This window comes from Sphingomonas faeni (assembly GCF_040407495.1).
In the GTDB taxonomy this organism is placed as follows: domain Bacteria; phylum Pseudomonadota; class Alphaproteobacteria; order Sphingomonadales; family Sphingomonadaceae; genus Sphingomonas; species Sphingomonas faeni_D.
The window spans coordinates 843,025-866,579 of the sequence record NZ_JAPZPP010000002.1 but is presented as its reverse complement, the minus strand read 5'-3'; the positions used below and the strand labels follow the sequence as shown (position 1 = coordinate 866,579).

General features: G+C 67.0%; 18 protein-coding genes and 1 tRNA gene. 7 read left to right on the top strand and 12 right to left on the bottom strand.

Translation table 11 applies throughout. The features are described from left to right. Entirely contained in the window at positions 1 to 582 is a 582-nt protein-coding gene (locus tag O6W96_RS09065; RefSeq protein ID WP_353469215.1) for an ABC-type transport auxiliary lipoprotein family protein, read from the top strand. A gap of 48 nt (positions 583 to 630) precedes the next feature. After that, entirely contained in the window at positions 631 to 921 is a 291-nt protein-coding gene (locus tag O6W96_RS09060; protein WP_353469214.1) for a plasmid stabilization protein, read from the top strand. A gap of 140 nt (positions 922 to 1,061) precedes the next feature. Here the strand turns inward: O6W96_RS09060 and O6W96_RS09055 are convergent, their stop codons facing one another. The 8 genes from O6W96_RS09055 to O6W96_RS09020 all read right to left on the bottom strand — a co-directional run bounded on the left by O6W96_RS09055 (position 1,062) and on the right by O6W96_RS09020 (position 12,820). Then, on the bottom strand, positions 1,062 to 1,898 hold the full coding sequence (locus O6W96_RS09055; RefSeq protein WP_353469213.1) for an HpcH/HpaI aldolase/citrate lyase family protein: 837 nt from the start codon (positions 1,896 to 1,898) through the stop codon (positions 1,062 to 1,064). Then, on the bottom strand, positions 1,895 to 3,424 hold the full coding sequence (treA, locus tag O6W96_RS09050; RefSeq protein ID WP_353469212.1) for an alpha,alpha-trehalase TreA: 1,530 nt from the start codon (positions 3,422 to 3,424) through the stop codon (positions 1,895 to 1,897). The genes O6W96_RS09055 and treA overlap by 4 nt, the downstream gene beginning before the upstream one ends. Continuing rightward, positions 3,424 to 5,043: an alpha-D-glucose phosphate-specific phosphoglucomutase gene (locus O6W96_RS09045; protein ID WP_353469211.1), complete on the bottom strand. Its 1,620-nt coding sequence runs from the start codon at positions 5,041 to 5,043 to the stop codon at positions 3,424 to 3,426. The genes treA and O6W96_RS09045 overlap by 1 nt, the downstream gene beginning before the upstream one ends. Then, positions 5,040 to 6,488 (bottom strand): glycogen synthase GlgA, encoded by a 1,449-nt coding sequence (gene glgA / locus O6W96_RS09040; protein WP_353469210.1) that lies wholly within the window; start codon positions 6,486 to 6,488, stop codon positions 5,040 to 5,042. Before glgA ends, O6W96_RS09045 begins: the two co-directional genes overlap by 4 nt. Before the next feature lie 154 nt (positions 6,489 to 6,642). Further along, positions 6,643 to 7,902: a glucose-1-phosphate adenylyltransferase gene (glgC, locus tag O6W96_RS09035; protein ID WP_435372209.1), complete on the bottom strand. Its 1,260-nt coding sequence runs from the start codon at positions 7,900 to 7,902 to the stop codon at positions 6,643 to 6,645. Between the two features lie 90 nt (positions 7,903 to 7,992). Continuing rightward, entirely contained in the window at positions 7,993 to 10,155 is a 2,163-nt protein-coding gene (gene glgB / locus O6W96_RS09030; RefSeq protein WP_353469208.1) for a 1,4-alpha-glucan branching protein GlgB, read from the bottom strand. Then, positions 10,152 to 12,548, bottom strand: a complete 2,397-nt coding sequence (locus O6W96_RS09025) for a glycogen/starch/alpha-glucan phosphorylase (protein WP_353469394.1) — start codon at positions 12,546 to 12,548, stop codon at positions 10,152 to 10,154. The genes glgB and O6W96_RS09025 overlap by 4 nt, the downstream gene beginning before the upstream one ends. Before the next feature lie 185 nt (positions 12,549 to 12,733). Beyond that, a tRNA-Tyr gene (locus O6W96_RS09020) sits at positions 12,734 to 12,820 on the bottom strand. Positions 12,821 to 12,981: 161 nt separating this feature from the next. On the opposite strand from O6W96_RS09020, the gene rlmB reads away from it, so the two are divergent. Continuing rightward, a complete protein-coding gene (rlmB, locus tag O6W96_RS09015; RefSeq protein ID WP_353469207.1) occupies positions 12,982 to 13,725 on the top strand; it encodes a 23S rRNA (guanosine(2251)-2'-O)-methyltransferase RlmB in 744 nt (247 codons plus the stop codon). A gap of 155 nt (positions 13,726 to 13,880) precedes the next feature. Here rlmB and O6W96_RS09010 read toward each other — a convergent pair whose 3' ends face one another. Further along, complete coding sequence (locus tag O6W96_RS09010; protein WP_056484766.1) at positions 13,881 to 14,198, bottom strand: 2Fe-2S iron-sulfur cluster-binding protein; 318 nt, start codon at positions 14,196 to 14,198, stop codon at positions 13,881 to 13,883. 75 nt (positions 14,199 to 14,273) lie between these two features. Here O6W96_RS09010 and O6W96_RS09005 point away from each other — a divergent pair, with 75 nt between their 5' ends. The 3 genes from O6W96_RS09005 to O6W96_RS08995 all read left to right on the top strand — a co-directional run bounded on the left by O6W96_RS09005 (position 14,274) and on the right by O6W96_RS08995 (position 16,559). Continuing rightward, on the top strand, positions 14,274 to 14,897 hold the full coding sequence (locus O6W96_RS09005; protein ID WP_353469206.1) for a DNA-3-methyladenine glycosylase family protein: 624 nt from the start codon (positions 14,274 to 14,276) through the stop codon (positions 14,895 to 14,897). A gap of 99 nt (positions 14,898 to 14,996) precedes the next feature. Beyond that, positions 14,997 to 15,170 (top strand): hypothetical protein, encoded by a 174-nt coding sequence (locus O6W96_RS09000; protein ID WP_165911340.1) that lies wholly within the window; start codon positions 14,997 to 14,999, stop codon positions 15,168 to 15,170. 81 nt (positions 15,171 to 15,251) lie between these two features. After that, complete coding sequence (locus O6W96_RS08995) at positions 15,252 to 16,559, top strand: Nramp family divalent metal transporter (RefSeq protein WP_353469205.1); 1,308 nt, start codon at positions 15,252 to 15,254, stop codon at positions 16,557 to 16,559. A gap of 62 nt (positions 16,560 to 16,621) precedes the next feature. Here the strand turns inward: O6W96_RS08995 and O6W96_RS08990 are convergent, their stop codons facing one another. The 3 genes from O6W96_RS08990 to mutS form a co-directional block, all read right to left on the bottom strand. Continuing rightward, a complete protein-coding gene (locus O6W96_RS08990) occupies positions 16,622 to 17,068 on the bottom strand; it encodes a hypothetical protein (RefSeq protein WP_353469204.1) in 447 nt (148 codons plus the stop codon). 51 nt (positions 17,069 to 17,119) lie between these two features. Beyond that, positions 17,120 to 18,085 (bottom strand): cation diffusion facilitator family transporter, encoded by a 966-nt coding sequence (locus O6W96_RS08985; RefSeq protein WP_435372200.1) that lies wholly within the window; start codon positions 18,083 to 18,085, stop codon positions 17,120 to 17,122. Between the two features lie 366 nt (positions 18,086 to 18,451). Next, complete coding sequence (gene mutS / locus O6W96_RS08980) at positions 18,452 to 21,031, bottom strand: DNA mismatch repair protein MutS (protein WP_353469392.1); 2,580 nt, start codon at positions 21,029 to 21,031, stop codon at positions 18,452 to 18,454. Positions 21,032 to 21,280: 249 nt separating this feature from the next. Between mutS and O6W96_RS08975 the strand changes: the two genes are divergently transcribed. Next, positions 21,281 to 23,536 (top strand): NADP-dependent malic enzyme, encoded by a 2,256-nt coding sequence (locus O6W96_RS08975; RefSeq protein WP_353469203.1) that lies wholly within the window; start codon positions 21,281 to 21,283, stop codon positions 23,534 to 23,536. Positions 23,537 to 23,555: the final 19 nt, after the last annotated feature.

Genomic DNA, 23,555 nt, shown 5'->3' with positions numbered 1-23,555 from the left:
ATGAAGACACCGCTCATCCTGATCGCGATGCTGCCACTCGCCGGGTGCATCAGCTTCGGCGCGAAACCGCCCCCCACGCTGCTCACGCTGACGAGTTCATCGTCGGTGCCGGTCGGCCAGAACCAGGATTCGGCGACCGCGAAGTCGATCACGATCCAGGTTCCGGTGGTGCCGCAGTCGCTGGCGACCGCGCGCGTGCCGGTGCAGGCGACGCCGACCTCTATCGCGTACGTGACCGACGCGCAGTGGGCGGAGCCGCCCGCGCGGCTGTTCTCGCGGCTCGTGTCGGACACGGTTGCGGCGCGGACCGGGCTGGTTGTGCTGTCGACGGCGCAGTCGATCGGCGATCCCGGCGGGCTGCTTGGTGGCGAACTGCGGTCGTTCGGGCTCGATGCGACCACGCGCGAGGCGGTCGTGACGTTCGATGCGTCGCTGACCCGCGTCGGAAAGACCACGGTCGAGAAGCATCGCTTCGAAGCCCGCGTGCCGGTCTCGGCGATCGATGCACCCTCCGCAGCGGCAGGTATCAACCAGGCGGCGAACCAGGTCGCTACGCAGGTGGCTGATTGGATCGGTCGGTGAACGTCGTGTCGGCCTGAGCGTTGACGCTTTCTGACGAGGAGAGCGGCGATGCCACAGGGCGACAAGAGCGCGTACACTGACAAGCAGAAGCGCAAGGCCGCGCATATCGCGGACGGCTATGAAGAGCGCGGCGTTCCCGAGAAGGAGGCCGAGGCGCGGGCCTGGGCGAGCGTGAACAAGGATTCGGGCGGCGGTAACAAGTCGGGCTCGGGTCGCGGCAAGCCCGATACGCATGCCTCTTCCAATAACGGCGGCAAGCAGGCGGCCGGGCGTAGCGATGCAGCCAAGTCCGCGGCTGCGAAGAAGGGGTGGGAGACCCGACGGAAGAGCGCGGGGTAAAGTCGGAGCGTATCATTCGAGCTACCTGTCATCCTGACGAAAGTCAGGATCCAGGGTAACGCGTGGTGCGCTTCGTGGCTCTGGATCCTGATTTTCCTCAGGATGACGGACGACATTTGCGGACGGTACTTGTCTACGCTTCAGCGTGCCAGCATCGCCTGTGCCTCGACGAGGTGGAGACGCTCCACCATTTGGCCATTTAGGCGAATGGCGCCCTTGTCGGCATTCTCCGATTTCGCGAACGTGGCGACGATCGTTCGTGCCCACGCCAATTCCTCAACGTTCGGCCCGAAACCAGCGTTCGCCGCATCGATCTGGGACGGATGGATCAATGTCTTGCCGTCGAACCCTAGCATTGCGCCTTGCGTGCACTCGGCTGCGAACCGGGGCGGGTCGTCCAGCGCGTTGCACACGCCGTCCAGCGCGACGATCCCGGCAGCACGGGCGGCCATGATCGTCGCCGTGAGCGCCGGGACCAGCGGCATCCGATCGACACCAAGCCGGCATCGCATCTCCTTGGCGAGGTCGTTGGTGCCGGCAATCAGCGCGGTGAGGCGCGTTTCGGCTGCGGCTGCGGAGAGTGAAGGGAGTGCCAGGATCGCCGCGCAGGTTTCGATCATCGCCCAGATCGGCGGGCCATCTTCGCCGAGTGATGCGCGAACCCGGGTAAGGTCGGCGACCGACGAGACCTTGGGGACGAGCACTGCGTCGACACCGCTCGCGTGCATCGCGGCGATGTCGTCGGCATACCAGGCGGTGTCGAGACCGTTGACCCGTACGACCAGTTCGCGCGTGCCGAACCCGCCTTCGCCCAGTGCCTCGACGACGCGATCGCGGGCCGCGGCCTTCTCCTCGGGGGCGACGGCATCCTCCAGGTCGAGAATGACGACGTCGCATGAGAGCGTTCTAGCCTTGGCGATAGCGCGCGCGTTCGAGGCGGGCATGTAGAGCGCGCTGCGGCGGCGTCGGAACGTCATGGCCGACCGGCCATTAGCGCCCGCGTGACCCCGTTGGTCCAGCCGAAGCCGTCCTGGTTGGGATATTCGCCGCCACCGCCGGGCTTGCGCTCAACCACGTCGTATTTCTCGAGCAGCTTGCCGCTCGCCTGGTATTCGCGGTCGACCGAGGCGAGCCAGGCCTTGGTGATCTGGTCGGCCAAGTCGGTTTCGCCGTAGCCGCGCAGGCCTTTAATCGCGACCCACTGGAGCGGGGCCCAGCCATTGGGGTCGTCCCATTGCTGGCCACTGCCGATCAGCGTCGTGCGGAGGCCGCCTTCGCCGACGAACGGGCGCAGGGCAGTGGCGGTCGCCTTGGCCTGGTCCGGGGTGGCGACCTTGGCGAAAAGCGGGAATGCCATCGAGGCGCTTGCGAAGTCGTTCGCGCGGTTGGTGTCGAGGTCGTAGTCGGCGAAGAACCGGCCGTTCCACAAATGCTTGCGGATCGCGGCGGTGCGCGCCGTTGCCTGCGACGCGTAGGATGTGGCGCAGGCGGTATCCCCCAATGTGCGACAGTTCGCGGCGATCGCCTGCTCCATGCCGACCATCAGGCTGTTGAGATCGACCGGCGCGAACCGCGTGGTGCGGATGGTGGCCAGCGTGCGGCCGTCGGCGAGCCAGCGCGAGGAAAAGTCCCAGCCGCTCTCCGCCGCTGCGCGCAGATCGCGGAAGAGTTCGCCGCGGTTGCGCGACGGTGTGCGGTCGGCGAGCTCGGCGTCTTCGCGATAGCTCTCGTCGCGGGGATCGTTGCGGTCGTCCCAATAGCGGTTGAGCAACGCGCCGTCGGGGAGGCGGACCGCGCGGCGGGTCTGTTGGCCGGGCTTGAGGGTTTCTGCGCCCGCCATCCAGAACGCGTGTTCGGCGCGCAACTGGCGGTTGCGGGTGGCGAGTGTCTTGGGATCGCGCGAGAGGCCGGCGATGAGGTAGAAGAACGGCGGTTGCGAGCGGCTGAGATAGTATGTGCGCGTACCGTTGGGGATGTGGCCGTAGCGGTCGATCAGGCTGCCGAAATCGACGATCATGTCCTCGACGAGGTCCTGCCGACCGGAGCGCTGGACGCCGAGCAGCGTGAAATAGCTGTCCCAGTAATACATCTCGCGGAAGCGGCCGCCGGGGACGACGTAGCGCTTTGGCAGGGTCAGCGCGGAGGAGCCGGCGGGGACGGTCGTTCGGGTGCGCGTGAGTTGCGGCCAAAGTACGTCGATATGCGCCTTCAGCGTCAATCTCTCGGCCGATGGTGGGGCGGCGGGCGTCGTCGGGATCGTGAAGTTCGCCTCGACGAACCGGCGAAGCGCGGGCTCGGCGTCGCAGCGGCATTTGGCATAGTCGGCGAGGATCGCCTTCGCCGGCCGCTTGGGCGTCGCGTCGGCGAAGGTCTTCGAGTCCGGGAACAGCCCGCGCATCTGCACGGCCTTGTAGAGCGGGCCGAACAGTTGCGCGGGGGACCGCGGCGCGGGCGATGCCGCGACCAGGAGCGACGAGAGCGCGAGCAGGCCGAGGCAGCGCATCAGGTGACGACGTCCGGTGCGGTGCGGCCGGTGTGCTCGGCGATCCCCGCGATCGACTCCGCGGCGGCGACGATGCTGGCGAGCATCTCGCCGGTGTCGCGGTCGAGGTTGCCGCCGACGGGCTCGTAGCGTTCGAGGTACACGCGCAACGTCGCGCCAGTGGTGCCGGTGCCCGAGAGACGGAACACCACGCGGCTGCCGCCCTCGAACAGGATCCGGACGCCCTGGTTGCGGCTGATCGATCCGTCGGTGGGGTCGGTATAGGCGAACTCGTCCGCGGTCTCGACGGTCAGGTCGCCGAATTGCTGACCGGGCAGGGTGGCCAGGCTTCCACGAAGTGCGGCCATCAGCGCGTCGGCGCGTGGAGTCTCGACACCTTCGTAGTCGTGGCGGGCGTAATAGTTGCGGCCGAATTTCGCCCAGTGATCGCGGGAGATCGTGTCGACGCTCTCGCCGCGGACCGCGAGGATGTTGAGCCACAGGAGGACCGCCCACAGGCCGTCCTTTTCGCGGACGTGATCGGACCCGGTGCCGGCGCTCTCCTCGCCACAGATCGTCGCCATGCCGGCGTCGAGCAGATTACCGAAGAACTTCCAGCCGGTCGGGGTTTCGTAGGCTGGGATGCCCAAGGCCTCAGCGACGCGGTCGGCGGCGGCGCTGGTCGGCATCGAGCGGGCGATTCCCTTGAGGCCGCCTGCGTAACCGGGTGCGAGGTGTGCGTTGGCAGCCAACATCGCGAGGCTGTCCGAGGGGGTGACGAAACGGTTCTTGCCGATGATCAGATTGCGGTCGCCGTCGCCGTCCGACGCTGCGCCGAAATCGGGTGCGTCGGGGGCCATCATCGTCTCGTACAGTTCATGCGCGTGGACGAGGTTGGGGTCGGGGTGGTGGCCGCCGAAATCGGGCAGGGGTTCGCCGTTGCGGACGGTGCCGGGCGCGAAGCCGAGGCGGCGTTCGAGGATCTCGGTCGCATACGGCCCGGTGACGGCGCTCATCGCGTCGAACGCCATCGTCAGCTTGGCGCTGCGGATCGCGTCGAAGTCGAACAGCGTCTCCATGAGCTCGGCGTAATCCTCGACCGGGTCGACGACCTCGACCGGCATATCGCCGACCGTGACTTCGCCATCGGTGTCGAGGTCGATGTCGTCGGCGTCGACGGTCAGCCAGCGGTCGATCTCCAGCGTCCGCGCGTTAATTGCGTCGGTCACGGCCTCAGGGGCGGGGCCGCCATTGGCGATGTTATACTTGATCCCGAAATCCTCGTCGGGACCGCCGGGGTTGTGGCTCGCCGAGAGGACGAGGCCTCCAATCGCGCCACGCTTGCGGATCATGTGGCTGGCGGCGGGGGTCGACAGGATGCCGCCGCGGCCGACGATGACGCGGCCAAAGCCGTTTGCCGCCGCCATGCGAATCGCGACCTGGATGACTTCGCGGTTGAGGAAACGGCCGTCGCCGCCGATGACCAGCGTCGCGCCGGCCTTGTCCGCCACCACGTCGAACACGCTCTGGACGAAATTCTCGGCGTAGTTTGGCTGCTGGAAGACCTTCACCTTCTTGCGCAAGCCCGACGTGCCGGGCTTCTGGTCGGTGTACGGCGTGGTCGAAACGGTGCGGATCATGCGGGCTCCAGAAGGCTCGAATAGAGGTTAGCGTAACGGCGGCCGCTCTCGTCCCACGAGAAGTCCGCGCGCATCGCGTTGCGCTGCAACATGGCCCAGCGATCGGGGCGTGCATAGAGCGCGATCGTGCGGCGCAGCGCGTGGCTGAGCGCTTCCGGCGTGACGCCGTCGTGCTGGATGCCGGTGGCGACGCCCGCGGCGATCGCAGCTTCGTTGGCGTCGATCACGGTGTCAGCGAGCCCACCGGTGCGCGCGACGACGGGGACGCAGCCGTACGCGAGGCCGTAGAGCTGCGTCAGACCGCACGGCTCGAACCGCGACGGGATCAGGATCGCGTCGGCACCGCCTTGCAGCAGGTGCGAGACGGGCTCGTCATAGCCGATGCGGACGCCGATCCGGCCGGGGTGGCGTTCGGCGGCGGCTAGGAAGGCGAGTTCCAGCGCGGTGTCGCCCGAGCCGAGCAGCGCGAGACGACCGCCGAGCGCGACGAGTTCGTCGAGCGCACCGGCGAGGACATCCATGCCCTTTTGCCAAGTGAGGCGGCTGATGACGGTGAAGATCGGGCCGTCGCCGGCGTCGAGGCCGAACAGGGTTTCGATCGCGCGCTTGTTGGCGCGGCGGCGGGCTAGCGTTCGCGCGGTGTAGCGGGCGGGGAGGGACGCGTCGGTCTCCGGGTTCCAGACCGCGGGGTCGATGCCGTTGACGATCCCGGTGACGCGACCGGCGCGGTCGTTGATGAGCCCTTCGAGGCCCATCCCGAATTCGCCGCGGCGGATCTCGGCGGCGTAGGTCGGGCTGACGGTGGTGATCGCATCGGCGGCTTCGAGACCGGCCTTGAGGAAGCCGACGCCGCCGTAATATTCGACGCCATCGAGCGCGAAGGCTTCGTCGGGGAGCGCGAGGTCGGCGAAGATGTCGTGGCCGTAGCGCCCCTGGAACGCGATGTTGTGGATCGTGACGACCGTTTTGGCGGGGCCGCCGGGGCCGGGGGCGTAGCGGAGATAGGCGGGGGCCATCGCCGCCTGCCAGTCGTGCGCGTGGAGGATGTCGAATTCGTAGCCGGGGACCGTGCCCGAGGCGAGGTCGGCGGCGGCGCGGCTGAACGCCGCGAAGCGGCGCCAGTTGTCGGACCAGTCTGCGCCGGTCGCGTCGCCGTACGGGCCCCCGCCTCGTGCGAACAGCGCGGGGGCGTCGAGGACCAGCAGCGGGTGGTCACCGATCTTCGTCTTGAGGATGCGGGCTTCGGTGCCGAGCAGGTCGGTGTAGCGGTGGACGACTTTCGCGCGCTTGATGACGGCGGCGAGTGCTGGGTAGCCTGGGAGGAACGTGGTCAGCGCGACGTCATGCGGCGCCAGCGCGGCCGGGAGCGCGCCGACGACGTCTGCGAGACCGCCGGTCTTGATAAGGGGGTAGGCTTCCGAAGCAACGGAGAGGACGCGCATCATATCGGCGCTCTGGTTGGGAAGATACTACTGCTCCCCTCCCTGGAAGGGAGGGGCCGGGGGTGGGTTGGTGTGGGGCGTGCGAACCGACTGCCAATGGGCCGACCCACCCCCAACCCCTCCCTTCCAGGGAGGGGGGCAGGTATCGCCAAGTGCATCACGCGGTCAGCCGGTCGATCATGGACTTGGTTACCAGCACGACGCCGTTGTCGGTGCGGCGGAAGCGTTGGGCGTCGGATTCTGCGTCCTCGCCTACGACCAGGCCGTCGGGAATTTCTACGCCGCGATCGACGACCACCTTCGACAGGCGCGCACCGCGGCCGATCACGCAGTGCGGGAGGATCACCGCTTGATCCAGCATCGAATAGCTGTGCGCGCGGGTGCCGGTGAAGATCAGGCTGCGGTGGATCGAGGAGCCGGAGATGATGCAGTCGCCCGAGACGAGGCTCGACACCGCCTCGCCGCGGCGGCCGTCGTCGGCGTGGACGAACTTTGCGGGTGGCGTGACCTCGGAATAGGTCCAGAGCGGCCAGCTGCGGTCATAGAGGTCGAGCTTGGGCACGACGTCGGTGAGGTCGATGTTCGCCTCCCAATAGGCGTCGACCGTGCCGACATCGCGCCAATAGGCCTCGACCTCAAGCCCCGAGCGGACGCAGCTGTCCGAGAAGCGATGCGCGACCGCCTTGCCGTTTTTCACGAGGTACGGGATGATGTCCTTGCCGAAATCGCGCGACGATCCGGGGGTTGCGGCGTCGCGACGAAGCTCCTCGAACAGCAGCTTGGTCGTGAAGACGTAGATCCCCATCGACGCCAGCGCGATGTCCGGGTTGCCGGGGATCGCGGGGGGATCGGCGGGTTTCTCGACGAACGCGGTGACGTTGTCGTGCTCGTCCACGGCCATCACGCCGAAGCCGACCGCCTCCATCCGGGGCACTTCGAGGCAGGCGATCGTGACGTCCGCGCCGGTCTCGCAATGCTGTTGCAGGATCAGCTCGTAATCCATCTTGTAGATATGATCGCCCGCCAGGATGACCATGTATTCGGGCGCATGGCTCTCGATGATGTCGATGTTCTGGTAGACCGCGTCGGCGGTGCCCTCGTACCATTGGAACTCGCTGATCCGCTGCGAGGCGGGCAGGATGTCGAAGCTCTCGTTGCGTTCGGAGCGCAGGAAGTTCCAGCCGCTCTGGAGGTGGCGGATCAACGAATGCGCCTTGTACTGCGTCGCGACACCGATCCGGCGAATGCCCGAGTTGATCGCGTTGGACAGCGCGAAATCGATGATGCGCGCCTTGCCGCCGAAATACACCGCGGGTTTCGCGCGCGTATCGGTCAGCTCCATCAGGCGACTGCCGCGGCCGCCGGCCAGCACATACGCCATCGCGTCGCGCGCCAATGGCTGTCCCCGCCGTTCCACCATGTCCGTCTCTCCCTAATATTCAGCAGTATAACGCGCCGTCACCCGCCGGTTGTTCCGTCGTTGCGCCGGATCGGTCTTCGAACTCGATCAGCCTTCGTATTCGAGCATGATCGTCGCGAGCGGGGGCAGCGTGACCCAGGCCGCGCCGTCCTTCGCGACGACGCCGCCGAGATTGCCGAGCCCGCTGCCCCAATAGTCGTGCGCATCGCTGTTGATGATCTCGCACCAGCGGCCGTCGAGCGGCAGCGGTACGCGGTAGGGCGCGCGGGCGATCGGCGTCATGTTCGCGACGATCGCGATCGGCTTCGCACCCGGAGCCTTGCGCAACCACGCGAACACCGAATTGGCGGCATCGTCGGCGACCAGCCATTCGAACCCCTCCGCCTCGCAGTCGCGCGCGTGCAGCGCCGGCTTCTCGCGGTAGACGGTGTTGAGGTCGCGGACGAGGTTGCGGATGCCCTCGTGGCTGCGCGCGTTGCGCAGGTCCCAGTCGAGCGCGCGCGCTTCGGACCATTCGCGGCGCTGCGCGAATTCCTGCCCCATGAAGAGCAGTTTCTTGCCGGGATAGCCCCACATGAACGCGTAATAGGCGCGCAGGTTTGCGAATTGCTGCCAGTCGTCGCCGGGCATCTTGGTGAGCAGCGAGCCCTTGCCGTGGACGACCTCGTCATGGCTGAGCGGCAGGACGAAATTTTCGCTGAACGCGTAGACGAGGCCGAAATTGATCTCGCCGTGGTGGTGCTTCCGGTGCAGCGGATCGCGCGCCATGTACTGGAGCGTATCGTGCATGAAGCCCATGTTCCACTTGAACCCGAACCCGAGCCCACCGCTCTTGCCGTCGTCGCTGACGGGTGCGGAGACGCCCGGCCACGAGGTCGATTCCTCGGCGATCGTGAACACGCCGGGATGTTGGCCGTATATCTCGCGGTTCATGTCGCGGAGGAACGCGACGGCTTCCCAATTCTCGCGGCCGCCTTGCTCGTTGGGGATCCATTCGCCGCTCTTGCGCGAATAATCGCGGTACAGCATCGACGCGACCGCATCCACGCGAAGGCCGTCGATGTGATAGCGCTCGGCCCAGAACAACGCGTTGTTGACGAGGAACGACGTCACTTCGCGCCGCCCGAAATTGTAGATCGCGGTGTTCCAATCGGGGTGGAAGCCGAGCCGCGGATCCTCGTGCTCGTACAGCGCGGTGCCGTCGAACTTGGCGAGGCCGAACGCGTCGGTCGGGAAATGCGCGGGGACCCAGTCGAGCAGTACGCCAATACCCGCCAGATGCGCGCCATCGACGAACCGCGCGAAGCCATCGACGTCGCCGAAGCGTGCGGACGGCGCGTAGAGGCCGGTGGTCTGGTAGCCCCAGCTCGGGTCGTACGGGTGTTCGCTGATCGGCAGGAACTCGATGTGCGTGAAGCCCATCTCGACCACGTAGGGGATCAGACGGTCGGCGAGCGCGTCCCAGCTCAGGAACCAGCCGTCGGCGTCGCGGTCCCACGATCCGGCATGCACCTCATAGATGCTGATCGGCACGCGGCGTGGATCGACCGAGGACCAGTGTTTCCGGTGATCGGTGTCGGCCCAGTCGTGCGCGAGCTTCCGCGTTATCGAGGCGTTGGCGGGGCGGAGTTCGCTGGCGAAGGCGAACGGGTCGGCCTTGAGCGGCTGCAACTGGCCGTCGGGGCCAACGATCTCGAACTTGTAGGCGCGGTATTCGGCGATGTCGGGGATGAAGATCTCCCAAACGCCGACGTCGCCGCGCTTGCGCATCGCGTGGCGGCGCCCGTCCCAGTCGTTGAAGTCGCCGACCACCGACACGCGCTGCGCATTGGGGGCCCAGAGCGCGAAGTGGACGCCGTGCGCGCCTTCATGCTTGATCAGGTGCGCGCCCAGCTTGTCGTGGAGGCGGCGGTGCGTGCCTTCCGCCATGAGCAGGTCGTCGATCGGGCCGAGGACTGGGCCGAAGCTATAGGGGTCGGTGACCCACCACGACGTGTCGCCCGCCTCGGCGTGGTATTTCACCGGCTGTTGCGTGCCGTCGATCGGACCCTCGAACAGGCCGCGATCGTCGATCCGGGGGAGGGTGCCGAGCGCGGTACCGTCGAGTGCGTGCGCCTCCGCCGTGTCCGCGCCGGGCAGCCAGACGCGCGCGAACACGCCGGTCGGGCCGCTGTGGACGCCGAGCAGCGAGAACGGATCGTCGTGACGCCCTTCAAGGAGGGCAACGATGGCGCCTTCGGGTGGCTTCACATCACCGTCCAGATCTCGCGCGCATATTCGCGGATCGTCCGGTCGGACGAGAACCAGCCGACGCGGGCGACGTTACGGACGGTCGAGGCGACCCACGCATCGCGATCGTTCCAGCGTGTGTCGACCGCGCGCTGGGCGGTGGCATAGCTGTCGAAATCGGCGGCGAGCATGAACCAGTCGCCGTCGTACAGCCCGCCCATCAACCCGGCGTAGCGCGTCTTGTCGTCGGGCGAGAACACGCCGGACGCGATCGCCGACACCGCCTGGCGGAGTTCGTTCGAGCCGTCGATCACGGCGCGCGGATCGTAACCGTTGGCGCGCTTGGCCTCGACCTCGTCCGCGGTCATGCCGAAGATGAAGATGTTGTCGTCGCCGACGCGGTCCTTGATCTCGATGTTGGCGCCGTCGAGCGTGCCGATCGTCAGCGCGCCGTTCATCGCGAACTTCATGTTGCCGGTGCCCGACGCCTCGAGTCCGGCGGTCGAGATCTGTTCGCTCAGATCGGCGGCGGGGATGATCTTCTCCGCCAGCGACACGTTGTAATTGGGCAGGAACGCGACCTTGAGCAGGCCACCGACCGACGGGTCCGCGTTGATCCGGCGCGCCACGTCGTTCGCCAGCTTGATGACGAGTTTCGCGTTGTGATAGCTCGACGCCGCCTTGCCCGCGAACAGCTTCACGCGGGGCGTCCAGTCGCGCTCGGGATGGCTGCGGATCTGGTCGTAGAGCGTGACCGTCTCGATGATGTTGAGTAGCTGGCGCTTATACTCGTGGATGCGCTTGATCTGGACGTCGAACATCGCGTCGGGATCGACGCGGAGCCCCATGCTTTCCTTGATGTGATTTGCCAGTGCCACCTTGTTCGAACGCTTCACGCTCGAAAAGCGCTCCCTGAAACCGGAATCGTCGGCGAAAACATCGAGACCGACCAGCTTTTCGGCATCGTCGAGGAAGCTGTCGCCGATCGCATCGCGGATCAGCGCGGTGAGGCCGGGATTGCACTGCTGGAGCCAGCGACGCGGCGTGATGCCGTTGGTCTTGTTGTTGATCCGCGTTGGATACAGCTTGTGGAGATCGGCGAAGACCGTCTTCTTCATCAGCTGCGTATGCAGCGCGGCGACGCCGTTGACGCTGTGCGAACCTGCAAAGGCGAGGTTCGCCATTCGCACGCGCCGCTCGCCGCCCTCGTCGATCAGGCTGATCGCCGAGATCGCGCGGTCGTCTATGCCGTCCGTACCGCGCGCCTCACGCAGCAGCTTGGCGTTGATCGCGTAGACGATCTGCATGTGCCGCGGGAGCAGCCGTTCGAACAGCGGCAGCGGCCAGCTCTCCAGCGCCTCGGGCAACAGCGTGTGATTAGTGTAACCGAAGGTGGCACGCGTGATCTTCCACGCTTCGTCGAACGCGAATTCGTGGTGGTCGATCAACAGCCGCATGAGTTCGGCGACCGACACCGCGGGATGCGTGTCGTTGAGCTGGATCGCGGCCTTGTCGGGCAGCGTACGGATGTCGCCAAAATACTGGATGTGACGGCGGACGATGTCCTGGATCGACGCGGACGAGAAGAAATATTCCTGGCGGAGGCGGAGTTCCTGGCCGGCGGCGGTGGAGTCGTTGGGGTACAGGACCCGCGTGAGCGTCTCCGCGCGCAACTGGTCGGCGAGCGCGCCGGTGAAGTCGCCGGCGTTGAAGCGGTCGAGCTTGATCGGATCGAACGCGCGGGCGGTCCACAGGCGGAGCGTGTTGACGTGTTCGCCGCGCCAGCCGACGACGGGCGTATCGACCGCGGTGGCCTCGACCGCTTCGGACGGGCTCCAATGGATCTGACCACTGTCGGATGCCGTTACTTCGCCGCCGAAGCCGACGAAATAGGCGCTCTCGCGGCGCTCGAACTCCCAGGGATTGCCGTGCGCGAGCCAGTTCTCGGGCATCTCGACCTGCCAGCCATCGTCGATCCGCTGGCGGAACATGCCGTTCACATAGCGGATGCCGTAGCCGTAGGCGGGCAGTGCGAGGCTCGCCATGCTCTCCATGAAGCACGCCGCCAGACGGCCGAGACCGCCATTGCCGAGCGCCGCGTCGGGCTCGATCTCTTCGAGTTCGGCAAGGTCGACGCCGTGGAGCTTCAGCGCCTGCGTAACCTCGTCGTTGCGCTGGAGGTTGGTCACCGCGTCGCGCAGCAGCCGGCCGATCAGGAATTCGAGGCTGAGATAATAGACGCGCTTGGCGCCCGCGGCGTGCGCCGCCTTGGTCGAGGCCATCCAGCGTTCGACGATGTCGTTGCGGACGGTCAGGATCGTCGCGGCGAGCCAGTCGTGGGGGCGGGCGGCCTGCGCATCCTTGCCGATGCGGTGGACCAGCGTGTCGAGGATCGAGTCGGCCAGATCCTGGATGACGGGTGCTTGAACGGGCGGCTGTACGGCAGGATCTGAGGTCACGCGGTTTCCGAAATCGTTACGGTCGCGGCGATCCTAGCCTTCCGCGAGCCGATGTCACGCGGACTTCCTTCCCGTGCGGGAAAAGAATGTTGCCGATCAATGCTTTGAATTTGGGATGATCCATCACCACGCTGGGGCGGTGGTGGACAGGGTAGGGTTCGAACCTACGTAGGAGAAACTCCGGCAGATTTACAGTCTGCTGCCTTTAACCACTCGGCCACCTGTCCAGGCCGCTTTTGCAAGCGCCGCTCTTTCAAGCGAGGCGGCTCAATGGCGAAGCGCGCTCGGTGTGTCAACGCAGGTTTTGCGAAGTTTCGTGGTTCGGTGTTGCCGCAGAGGACGAATGCCGACAAGGACGCCGCATACACAGACACGATAGAGAGCGAATATGGCACGCAAGGGACACAGGCCGAGCAAGGCACCGGCAGGCCGCCCCCGCTTCTGGGGCAAGCACGCGGTGGGCGCTGCGCTCGCCAATCCGGAGCGCACGGTGCGCAAAATTCTCGGCACGCGCGAGGCGCTGGCCGGGTTCGACCTGCCGGCCGACGTGCCGGTGACCTATGCCGAGGCGATGGATCTGGCGCGGCTGGTGCCGGGCGATGCACCGCACCAGGGCGTGGTGATCGAGGTCGAGCCGCTCGAGGACATGTGGCTGGCCGACCTGCTCGAGCACGGCAAGGACGACAACCGTCCGCTGGTGATCCTCGACGGCGTGACCGATCCGCATAACGTCGGCGCGATTCTGCGCTCGGCGGCGGCGTTCGACGCGCTGGGGATCATCACGCCGGATCGGAATGCACCGCCGGAGTCGGGGACGATCGCTCGGGCTGCGTCCGGTGCGCTTGAGAGCGTGCCTTGGATCCGGGTCGTGAACCTGGCGCGCGCTCTAGAAGAGATCGCCGCAGCCGGCTTCTGGCGGATCGGGTTGACCGGCCACGCGACGCAGACGCTGTCGGAAGCGATGGGGACGCAGCGGATCGCGATCGTGCTCGGCGCGGAGGGCGAGGGTATGCGGCAAAATACCGAGCAGCATTGCGACGAGCTGGCGAAACTGCCGATCTCGGAGAAGGTGGAGAGCCTGAACGTCTCGAACGCCACAGCGATTGCGCTCTACGCCATCACGACGCGGTGACCTGAACTCCCTCGCCCCTACGGGGAGAGGGAAGGGGCCCGCCGCGCTTGCGGTGGGAAGGGAGAGGGGAGTGAGGCTCGGGACCTGGATCCCAACGCCCCTCTCCCTTCCGGCGCAAGCGCGCCTCCCTCCCTCTCCCCGGAGGGGCGAGGGAATTAGTCCTCCGCTGCGATCTTTACCTTCAAGCCATCGAGCCCTTCGGTCAGTTCGATCTGGCACGACAGGCGTGAAAACTCATCGCGATCACTCGTCGAATCGAGCAGGTCATCCTCGTCCGGCCCCATCGGCTTCAGTTTGGCCGCAAAGTCCGGGTCGACATGGACGTGGCAGGTGGCGCACGAGCAGCAGCCGCCACACAGCGCCAGGATCTCGTCGATTCCGGCGTCGCGGATGACTTCCATCACCGAAAGGCCCGCCTCGCCGATGATCTCGCGTTCTTCCCCTTCACGCGTCACGACGATAAGCTTGGGCATGTCATTCTCCGATAAACCTGTGTCCGTTCATGCCGAGCGCGCGGTGCGCAAGCAAGCAGCAAGGCGTGCCGCATCATGGGGCTGAGTGCGGATCAACTGGAAACCGCCATGGCGGCTTTGTGCGCGATCGAACCGGCCTTCGCAGTCGCGGTCGGCAATGCGGGTCACCCCGCGCCCCGGATCAGCGAACGCGGGTTCGCGACGTTGCTGCGCACGATCGTCGGCCAGCAGGTTAGCGTCGCCTCTGCGGCTGCAGTGTGGAACAAGCTCGACGCGGTGGTCGGTGGTGCGGGCGATCCAGAGAAGATCGCCGCCGCCAGCGACGAATTGCTGAAGAGCGCCGGCCTGTCGCGCCAGAAGCTCGGCTATGCCCGCAGCCTCGCCGACGAGGTGACGAGCGGGCGGCTCGACCTCACCAACCTGCCCGAGGACGACGAGGAGGCGATCGCGGCACTGGTCCGCGTGAAGGGGATCGGTCGCTGGTCGGCGGAGATCTACCTGCTGTTCGCCGAGGGGCGTACCGACATCTGGCCGGCAGGCGACCTTGCGATCCAGATCGAGGTCGGGCGCATTCTCGGTCACGAAACGCGCCCGAGCGAGAAACTGACACGCGAGGTCGCGGAGGCCTGGCGCCCGCATCGCGGCGCGGCGGCGATCTTCGCGTGGCATCATTATCAGGCGGACATGAAGGTCATTTGAGACGGCGACGGTCCGTGACTGCGGACGCGCTCCCTCGTACCGCGTTAACCCGATACTGTAGCCTCGGCCGCATTGCGGCGGGGATCAGGAGTCGCGATCATGAAATTCATCGAACTGAAGTCGCATGGCGGCAACTACTATGTCGTGGCGGCGAACGTCGCCTATCTGCGCAAGGACGAGAACGGGCAGACTAAAGTCGGACTTGTCGGCGGCGACTCGCTGCTGGTGGTGGGGAGCATGGAGGACGTCGCGGCAAAGCTGCTGGCGGGCTGACCCGACGCCGCCGTCGGGGGGGAGCAGATGTCCCGACGATACGCTTGTCCCCTCCGCCCCCTTCCGGCAAAGCGGCCGGCGATGCCCGCACCGACCTCAGCCTTCGCCAATTCGCTCGCCGAGAGCCACCGCACCGTCGTAGTTCCCGAAGGCGCGTCCTTCTGGCGGCGGCTGTTCGCGTTCGTGGGGCCGGGGTATCTCGTCGCGGTCGGCTATATGGACCCGGGTAACTGGGCGACCGACATCGCCGGCGGCTCGGCATTTGGCTACACGCTGTTATCAGTCGTGCTGCTGTCGAACCTGATGGCGATGGTCCTGCAAGCGCTGTCCGCACGCCTCGGCATCGTCGCCGGGCTCGACCTCGCCCAGGCCTGTCGCGCACATTATTCGAAGCCGGTCTCGGTCGCGCTCTGGTTCCTATGCGAGATCGCGATCATTGCCTGCGATCTCGCCGAGGTGCTCGGCACCGCGATCGCGCTGAAGCTGCTGTTCGGGCTGCCGTTGGTCTACGGCGTCGTGCTTACCGCGCTCGACGTGTTCCTGATCCTCGCGCTGCAACGCTTCGGCTTCCGCAAGCTGGAGGCGTTCGTCGTCGCGCTGCTCGTGATCATCGCTGGCTGCTTCATCTTCGAGCTGTTCCTGGCGCGGCCCGACATGGCGGGCGTGCTCGGCGGTCTCGTCCCGACCACGCAGATCGTCACCAACCCGGCGATGCTCTACATCGCGATCGGTATCCTCGGCGCGACCGTGATGCCGCACAATCTGTACCTCCACTCGTCGATCGTCCAGACCCGCGCCTTCGCCAAGGACACGGCGGGCAAGCGCGACGCGATCACGATGGCGACGATCGACGGCACGGTCGCGCTGGGCCTCGCCTTCTTCATCAACGCAGCGATCCTGATCCTCGCGGCGGCGACCTTCCACGTTGCCGGCCGGACCGACGTCGCGGAGATCGACCAAGCGTACGAACTGCTCGCGCCGATGCTTGGGATGGGCGCGGCCAGCGTGTTGTTCGCGGTCGCGCTCCTCGCGTCGGGGCAGAACTCGACGGTGACGGGAACGCTCGCGGGTCAGATCGTGATGGAGGGCTTCCTCAACCTGCGCATGCCGGTCTGGGCGCGCCGGCTGGTGACGCGGTTGCTAGCGATCGTGCCGGCGGTGTTCGTGGTCGGTGCTTCGGGCGATGCGGGCGCGACGAAGCTGCTGGTGCTGAGCCAAGTCGTGCTCAGCCTGCAACTCCCGTTCGCGGTCGTACCGCTCGTCAAGTTCACCGGCGACCGCACGATCATGGGCGACCTCGTGAGCCCGGCGTGGCTGAAGATCCTCGCCTGGGTGATCGCCGCGGTGATCATCGGGCTGAACGGCACGCTTCTGTACGGCATGCTGTAGATACGAAAACGGCGGCCAATCGCTCGGCCGCCGCTCCCTTGTTCGCTAGCTTCGGCTGAAGCTCAGCGGCACTTCACGTTGCCGCGGTCGACCGAACGGCCGAGCAGCGCACCGCCACCGGCACCCGCCAGCGTGCCCAGCGTGCCGCCACCGATCAGGTTGGCCAGCGCGCCGCCGCCGAGCGCACCGATCACGAGGCCGGTCGTGCCGTCGTTACGCTTGCAATAGGCGCGGCCGTCGCGACCGCGATAGATCCGGTCGTTGCGGCTGAGGCGGCGCTCGCTGTATTTGCCTTCGCGGTAGCTGTTCGACGGATCCCAGTTGCGGTCGTCGCCACGCCAGTTGCGGTCGTTGCCGCGGCGGTCGTTGTTGAAACGGCGATCGTCACGATCGCGGCGGTCGTTGTTGTTGCGGCGATCGTCGTAACGCTGCGCGGTCGCGGCGGTCGGCAGCATGGCGGGCGCTGCAACGGCGACCGACATCAACGCTGCGATAAGATGCTTCTTCATGCGATAATCTCCTGATGCGTGACACGGTAACCCGTGCCGCACCGGAAAAGTTCAAACCGTAGCCTTGTCCGCCATCGAGCAGTCGTGCCCGCTCCCCGTCTCGACCTGCAACGTCGCGTGGCCGATGCCGAATGTATCGTGAAGCATCGTCCTGGCGTCGCTGAGGAATTGGTCGCCTGGGTGACCGCCGGGCATGACGAGGTGCGCGGTGAGCACGGGTTCGGTGGTGCTCATCGGCCAGATGTGGAGATCGTGGATTTCGGTGACGCCGGGCAGGTCGCACAGCGCCTCGTCGACATGATCGAACTCGATCCCGCGGGGGACGGCGGACAGCGACATCTCGACGGTTTCGCGGAGCAGGCCCCAGGTCTGCCAGAAAATGAGGATCGCGATGACGATGCTCACGGCCGGATCTATCCAGGTGAAGCCGGTGCGCCAGATCACGATACCCGCGATCACCACGCCCGCGGAAACGAGCGCGTCGGCCGCCATATGCAGATACGCGCCACGGATGTTGACGTCGCCCTTGCGCCCGCGCGCGAACATCCACGCGGTGATCGCGTTGACGGCGATGCCGACGCCGGCGACCATCGATACCGTTAGACCAGCAGTGGGGGCGGGATCGGAGAAACGCTGCGACGCCTCCAGCACGATCGCGCCGAGTGCGACGAGCAGTAGTAGCGCGTTGGTCAGCGCGGCGAGGATCGTCGAGCCCTTAAGCCCATAGGTGAAGCGCTTGGTCGGTGCGGTGCGCGCCAGCATCGTCCCGCCCCAGGCGACGACGAGGCCGAGCACGTCGGACAGATTGTGCCCGGCGTCGGCGAGTAATGCGACCGAGTCGATCCGCAGACCGACGATCGCCTCGACGACGACGAACACGATGTTGAGCCCGATGCCGATCGCGAACGCGCGGTCGAACGAGGCGGGGGCGTGGCTGTGGCCGTGTCCGCCATGGGAGTGGCCGTCGCTGTGCGAGTGACCATGCGAATGGTCGTGTCCGTGATGATGTCCGCCCAAAGCCAGCGCTCCGCTAAATTTGGCCGCCGCCTAGCATCGACGTATCGTGAGATACTAGGACGCGGGATAGCATTCTCGCACGTCGCCAATCACGCAACGGTCCCCCCTCCCTGGAAAGGGAGGGGCAGGGGGTGGGGCGGCCCGTTTTTGCCGCGACACCAAGGACATTCGGAACCCGACCCACCCCCAACCCCTCCCTTCCAGGGAGGGGGGCAGCTTACCCTGCCACCAACCCACTCCGTCACCCCGGCGGAGGCCGGGGCCCACCGTCCCGCGCACTCAATTCTCTCGAATGTGCGGAACGGTGGATGCCGGAACGAGGCTCTCCTGAGCTAGTCGAAGGGTCCGGCATGACGGGGGAAGCGCTCACCCCTCGTTCGCCAGCGCCTTCAACCGATACAGCGCGTCCAGCGCATCGCGCGGGCTCATCGCGTCGATGTCGAGTTTCGCCAGATCCTCGCGCAACACGTCGCACGCCGCCTCCTCGACCTGCGCCGCCGCCGCGAACAACGGCAGGTCGTCCAGCCCCGCCGCCAGCCCGCCCGTCTTCGCGCGTCCGGCCTCGAGCTTCGCCAGCACCGCCTTCGCGCGCGCCACCGTCACCGGCGACATCCCCGCCAGCCGCGCGACCGCGAGGCCATAGCTCCGATCCGCCGGGCCGTCGGCGAGTTCGTGGAGCAGCACCAGCTCCCCCTTCCATTCGCGCGCGCGGACGTGGTGCAGCGACAGCGCCTCGCACCGCTCCGCCAACCGCGTCAGTTCGTGATAATGCGTCGCGAACAGGCAGCGGCAGCGATTGTCCTCGTGGATCGCCTCGACCACCGCCCAGGCAATCGCGAGGCCGTCATAGGTCGAGGTGCCGCGCCCGACTTCGTCGAGGATCACGAACGACCGCGGCGTCGCCTGCGCGAGGATCGCCGCGGTCTCGACCATCTCGACCATGAACGTCGACCGCCCGCGGGCGAGGTTGTCCGACGCACCGACGCGGCTGAAAAGCCGGTCGACCAGCCCCAGCGTGGCCTTGGTCGCGGGCACGTACGACCCGGCCTGCGCGAGGACTGCGATCAGCGCGTTCTGGCGGAGGAAGGTCGATTTGCCGCCCATGTTCGGGCCGGTGACGAGCCACAGCCGCGAGCTTTCCGACAGATTGCAGTCGTTGGCGACGAACCGGTCGCCCGATTTCGCCACCGCCGCCTCGACCACCGGATGCCGGCCGCCCTCGATCTCGAAGCACGCGTGATCGACCAGCGAAGGCCGCGCCCAGGCGCCTTCCGCCGCGCGCTCCGCCAGCCCCGCAGCGACGTCGAGCCGCGCGAGCGCATCCGCGGTCGCGGCGATCGCCTCGCGCCCGGCGAGGGCCTGCGCGGTCAGTTCCTCCAGATGTGCGGCTTCGGCCGCAAGCCCGTGCGCGCCGGCCTGCGACACCTTCGCCGCGACTTCGTGCAGCGCAGGGGTGTTGAACCGGACCACGCCCGCGAGCGTCTGGCGATGTGTGAAGCCGCTCTCGGGCTTCATCAAAGGATCCGCGGCCCGCGCGGGGACTTCGACATGATAGCCGAGCACGCCGTTGTGGCGGATCTTCAGCGCGGTGACGCCGGTCGCGGTGCGGAACTCCGCTTCCAGCGCGGCGATCGCCCGCCGCCCGCCAGCCCCGGCATCGCGCAGGTCGTCGAGCGCGGCGTCATAGCCTGCCGCGATATACCCGCCGTCCGACGCCTCGATCGGCGGCGATGGCACCAGCGCGCGCTTGAGCAGGTCGATCAGCGCGCCGTGCCCGCGCAATCTCGGGGCGATGTCTCGGAGCAGCACCGGCGGATCGACGATCGCATCCATCCGCTCGCCAAGGCTCCATGCGCCGTCGAGCCCATCGCGCAACTGTCCCAGATCACGCGGACCACCACGCCCTGCCGCCAGTCGCCCGAGCGCGCGGCCGATGTCCGGCAGCGCGCGTAACGTCGAGCGCAGCCGCTCGCGCGCCGCCTGGTCGTCATGGAACAGCCGCACCAGATCGAGCCGCGCGTCGATCGCGGCCTTGTCCATCAACGGCGCGCCGAGATCCGCGCCGAGCAACCGCGCGCCGGCTCCCGTCACGGTCCTGTCTACCGCGTCGAGCAGGCTGCCTTTGCGCACGCCGCCGGTGGTGCAGGTCAGCTCCAGGCTCTCGCGGGTGGCGGCATCGATCGCCATCGTCTCCGCGGCTCGGCCGATCCGCGGGGGGCGGAGGAAGGGCATCGTGCCCTTCGCATTATGCTCCAGATACGCGACCAGCCCTCCGGCTGCGGCGAGCCCTGCGCGGCCGAACTGCCCGAACCCGTCGAGCGTCGCCACGCCGTACAGTCGCTTCAACCGAGCCTCGCCCGTGCCGCTGTCGAAGTCGATTTTCGGCCGCAGCGTCGTCGCGGCGTCTTCGAAAGCGCTCGCCTCCGATGCCACGACTTCGGCCGCGCCGAGCCGCGCGAGTTCCGCCTCGACCGTGTCTCCCGCGACCTCGACGATCTCGAACCGCCCGGTCGAGACGTCCGCCGCGGCGATCGCCACCGATCCGCCAGCCTCGCCGATCGCCACGCACCAATTGTCCGAGCGCGCGTCGAGCAACGCCTCCTCGGTCAGTGTCCCCGCCGTCACCACCCGGACGATCGCGCGCGCGACGAGCGCCTTCGATCCACCGCGCGCCTTCGCCTCCGCCGGGCTCTCGACCTGCTCGGCGATCGCGACCCGGTGTCCCGCTTTGATCAGCCGTTGCAGATACACCGTCGCCGCGTGCACCGGCACGCCGCACATCGGGATCGGCTTACCCTCATGCTCGCCGCGTGCGGTCAGCGCGATGTCGAGCACGCCGGCCGCGATCCGCGCATCGTCCATGAACAGTTCGAAGAAATCGCCCATCCGGTAGAACAACAGGCAATCCTGCGCCTCCGCCTTCAGGCCGAGATACTGCGTCATCATGGGGGTAGGGGCGGGGTGCGACATCAGGGGCGGGTAGCGAAAAGCGGTCGTCCATAAAACCCCTCTCCCCTCGGGGAGAGGGAGGGGCCCGCGCGCAGCGTGGGAGGGTGAGGGGGAGTGGAGCAGGCGCGCACCCCAACCACCCCTCATCCGGCGCATCCGCGCCACCTTCTCCCCGAGGGGGAGAAGGCCGTTCCAATCGCGGCATCGTCTGCGTAAAGACACAGGCCACAGAGAGAGGCCCCGCCCATGTCCGACGAAACGCTGCAATTCTCCGAACGCGAAGCCTTGCTCTTCCATTCGGAAGGCCGCCCGGGGAAGATCGAGATCATCGCGTCGAAGCCGATGGCGACGCAGCGCGATCTCGCGCTTGCCTATTCGCCCGGCGTCGCGGTGCCGGTGCAGGCGATCTACGACGATCCCGCCACCGTCTACGACTACACCGCGAAGGGGAACCTCGTCGCGGTGATCTCGAACGGCACCGCGATCCTCGGCATGGGCAATCTCGGCCCGCTCGCCTCGAAGCCGGTGATGGAAGGCAAGGCCGTCCTCTTCAAGCGCTTCGCCGACGTCGACGCGATCGACATCGAGCTGAAGACCGAGGACGTGAACCGCTTCATCGACGCGGTCGAGCTGATGGAGCCGACGTTCGGCGGGATCAACCTCGAGGACATCAAGGCGCCCGAATGCTTCATCATCGAGCAGGCGTTGCGCGAGCGGATGAACATCCCGGTCTTCCATGACGACCAGCACGGCACCGCGATCATCACCGCCGCCGGCCTGATCAACGCGTGCCTGCTCACGGGCCGCAAACTCTCCGAGGTCAAGATCGTCGTCAACGGCGCCGGCGCCGCGGCGATCGCCTGCACCGAACTCGTGAAAGCGATGGGCGTGCGCGGCGACAACGTCATCCTCTGCGACCGCAGAGGCGTGATCTACCAGGGCCGCGAGGGCGTCGACCAGTGGAAGTCCGCCCACGCCGCGGTCACCGAGACGCGCACGCTGACCGAGGCGCTGGTCGGGGCCGACGTGTTCCTGGGGCTCTCCGCGGCGGGCTCGCTGACGCCGGAAATGGTCAAGGACATGGCCCCCGCGCCGATCATCTTCGCGATGGCCAACCCCGAGCCGGAGATCCGGCCCGAACTCGCGATGGCCGCGCGCCCCGATGCGATCGTCGCGACCGGCCGCTCGGATTATCCGAACCAGGTCAACAACGTGCTGGGCTTCCCGTTCATCTTCCGCGGCGCGCTTGATGTCCGCGCGACCGGCATCAACGACGCGATGAAGATCGCCGCCGCCAACGCGATCGCCGAACTCGCGCGCGAACGCGTGCCGGAGGAAGTCGCCGCAGCGTACGGCGTCAGCCACAGCTTCGGCCCCGCGTACATCATCCCTGCGCCGTTCGATCCGCGCTTGATGGAGGTCGTCCCCGTCGCGGTCGCGAAAGCCGCGATGGCCTCAGGCGTCGCGACCAAGCCGATCCTCGACATCGAAGCGTATCGGCACTCCTTGAGAGCACGCCTCAACCCGACCACCTCGGTCCTGTCGATGGCGTACGAAGGCGCGCGCGCGCACCCGAAGCGCGTGATCTTCGCGGAAGGCGAGGAGGAGGTCGTCCTCCGTGCTGCGATCGCGTTCAAGGAAGGTGGATATGGCACGCCGGTGCTGGTCGGCCGCGACGACGTGCCCGACCGGTTGCGCGCACTCGGCGTCACCGATCCCGAGAGCTTCGAACTCCACAACAGCCGCGTCTCGCCGCTCGTTCCGCGGATGGTCGACTTCCTGTATTCGCGGCTCCAGCGTCGCGGCTACCTGCGCCGCGATTGCGAGCGGATGGTCAATCAGGACCGCAACATCTTCGGCGCGCTGCTGCTCCAGCTCGGCGAAGGCGATGCGATGATCACCGGAATCACGCGCACCTATGGCGAGACGATGCGCCAGATTTATCGCGTGATCGATCCGGCGGCGGGGAAGACGCCGTTCGGTATCCACCTGCTCGTTGGCCAGAGCCACACGGTGTTCATTGCCGACACGACGGTCAACGAGCGCCCGACCGCCGAGCAGCTGGCCGACTTTGCCGAGCAGACCGCAGCGGTTGCGCGGCGGATGGGGCATGAGCCTCGCGTGGCGTTCCTCAGCTATTCGAACTTCGGCAATCCGAAGGGGGAGTGGCTCGATAACATCCGTGATGCGGTGACGGTCTTGGACGCGCGCAAGGTTGGCTTTGAGTACGAGGGCGAGATGGCGCCGGACGTCGCGCTGAACCCCAAGCAGTTGGCGAACTACCCGTTTGCGCGGCTCTCTGGGCCGGCGAACGTGCTGATCATGCCGGGGCTTCAGTCGGCGCATATCTCGGCGAAGCTGCTACGAGAGCTCGGCGGGGACTCGGTTATCGGGCCGATGCTGATCGGGATGGAAAAGCCGGTCCAGGTCGCGCCGATGACGAGCACGGCCAGTGAACTGGTCACCTTGGCCGTTTTGGCCGCCGGCGGCATCGCGCGGTGACGCGAGAAATTCAGTTTCT

What these genes read in the sequence shown, in the direction of transcription:
- O6W96_RS09065 (WP_353469215.1), top strand. Translation starts at nt 1, where the DNA reads ATGAAGACACCGCTCATCCTGATCGCGATGCTGCCACTCGCCGGGTGC.
- O6W96_RS09005 (WP_353469206.1), top strand. Translation starts at nt 14,274, where the DNA reads ATGGGGCTGAGTGCGGATCAACTGGAAACCGCCATGGCGGCTTTGTGC.
- O6W96_RS08995 (WP_353469205.1), top strand. Translation starts at nt 15,252, where the DNA reads ATGCCCGCACCGACCTCAGCCTTCGCCAATTCGCTCGCCGAGAGCCAC.
- glgA (WP_353469210.1), bottom strand. Translation starts at nt 6,488, where the DNA reads ATGATGCGCGTCCTCTCCGTTGCTTCGGAAGCCTACCCCCTTATCAAG.
- O6W96_RS09000 (WP_165911340.1), top strand. Translation starts at nt 14,997, where the DNA reads ATGAAATTCATCGAACTGAAGTCGCATGGCGGCAACTACTATGTCGTG.
- O6W96_RS09060 (WP_353469214.1), top strand. Translation starts at nt 631, where the DNA reads ATGCCACAGGGCGACAAGAGCGCGTACACTGACAAGCAGAAGCGCAAG.
- O6W96_RS09045 (WP_353469211.1), bottom strand. Translation starts at nt 5,043, where the DNA reads ATGATCCGCACCGTTTCGACCACGCCGTACACCGACCAGAAGCCCGGC.
- treA (WP_353469212.1), bottom strand. Translation starts at nt 3,424, where the DNA reads ATGCGCTGCCTCGGCCTGCTCGCGCTCTCGTCGCTCCTGGTCGCGGCA.
- rlmB (WP_353469207.1), top strand. Translation starts at nt 12,982, where the DNA reads ATGGCACGCAAGGGACACAGGCCGAGCAAGGCACCGGCAGGCCGCCCC.
- O6W96_RS09055 (WP_353469213.1), bottom strand. Translation starts at nt 1,898, where the DNA reads ATGACGTTCCGACGCCGCCGCAGCGCGCTCTACATGCCCGCCTCGAAC.
- O6W96_RS08990 (WP_353469204.1), bottom strand. Translation starts at nt 17,068, where the DNA reads ATGAAGAAGCATCTTATCGCAGCGTTGATGTCGGTCGCCGTTGCAGCG.
- mutS (WP_353469392.1), bottom strand. Translation starts at nt 21,031, where the DNA reads ATGATGACGCAGTATCTCGGCCTGAAGGCGGAGGCGCAGGATTGCCTG.
- O6W96_RS08975 (WP_353469203.1), top strand. Translation starts at nt 21,281, where the DNA reads ATGTCCGACGAAACGCTGCAATTCTCCGAACGCGAAGCCTTGCTCTTC.
- O6W96_RS09010 (WP_056484766.1), bottom strand. Translation starts at nt 14,198, where the DNA reads ATGCCCAAGCTTATCGTCGTGACGCGTGAAGGGGAAGAACGCGAGATC.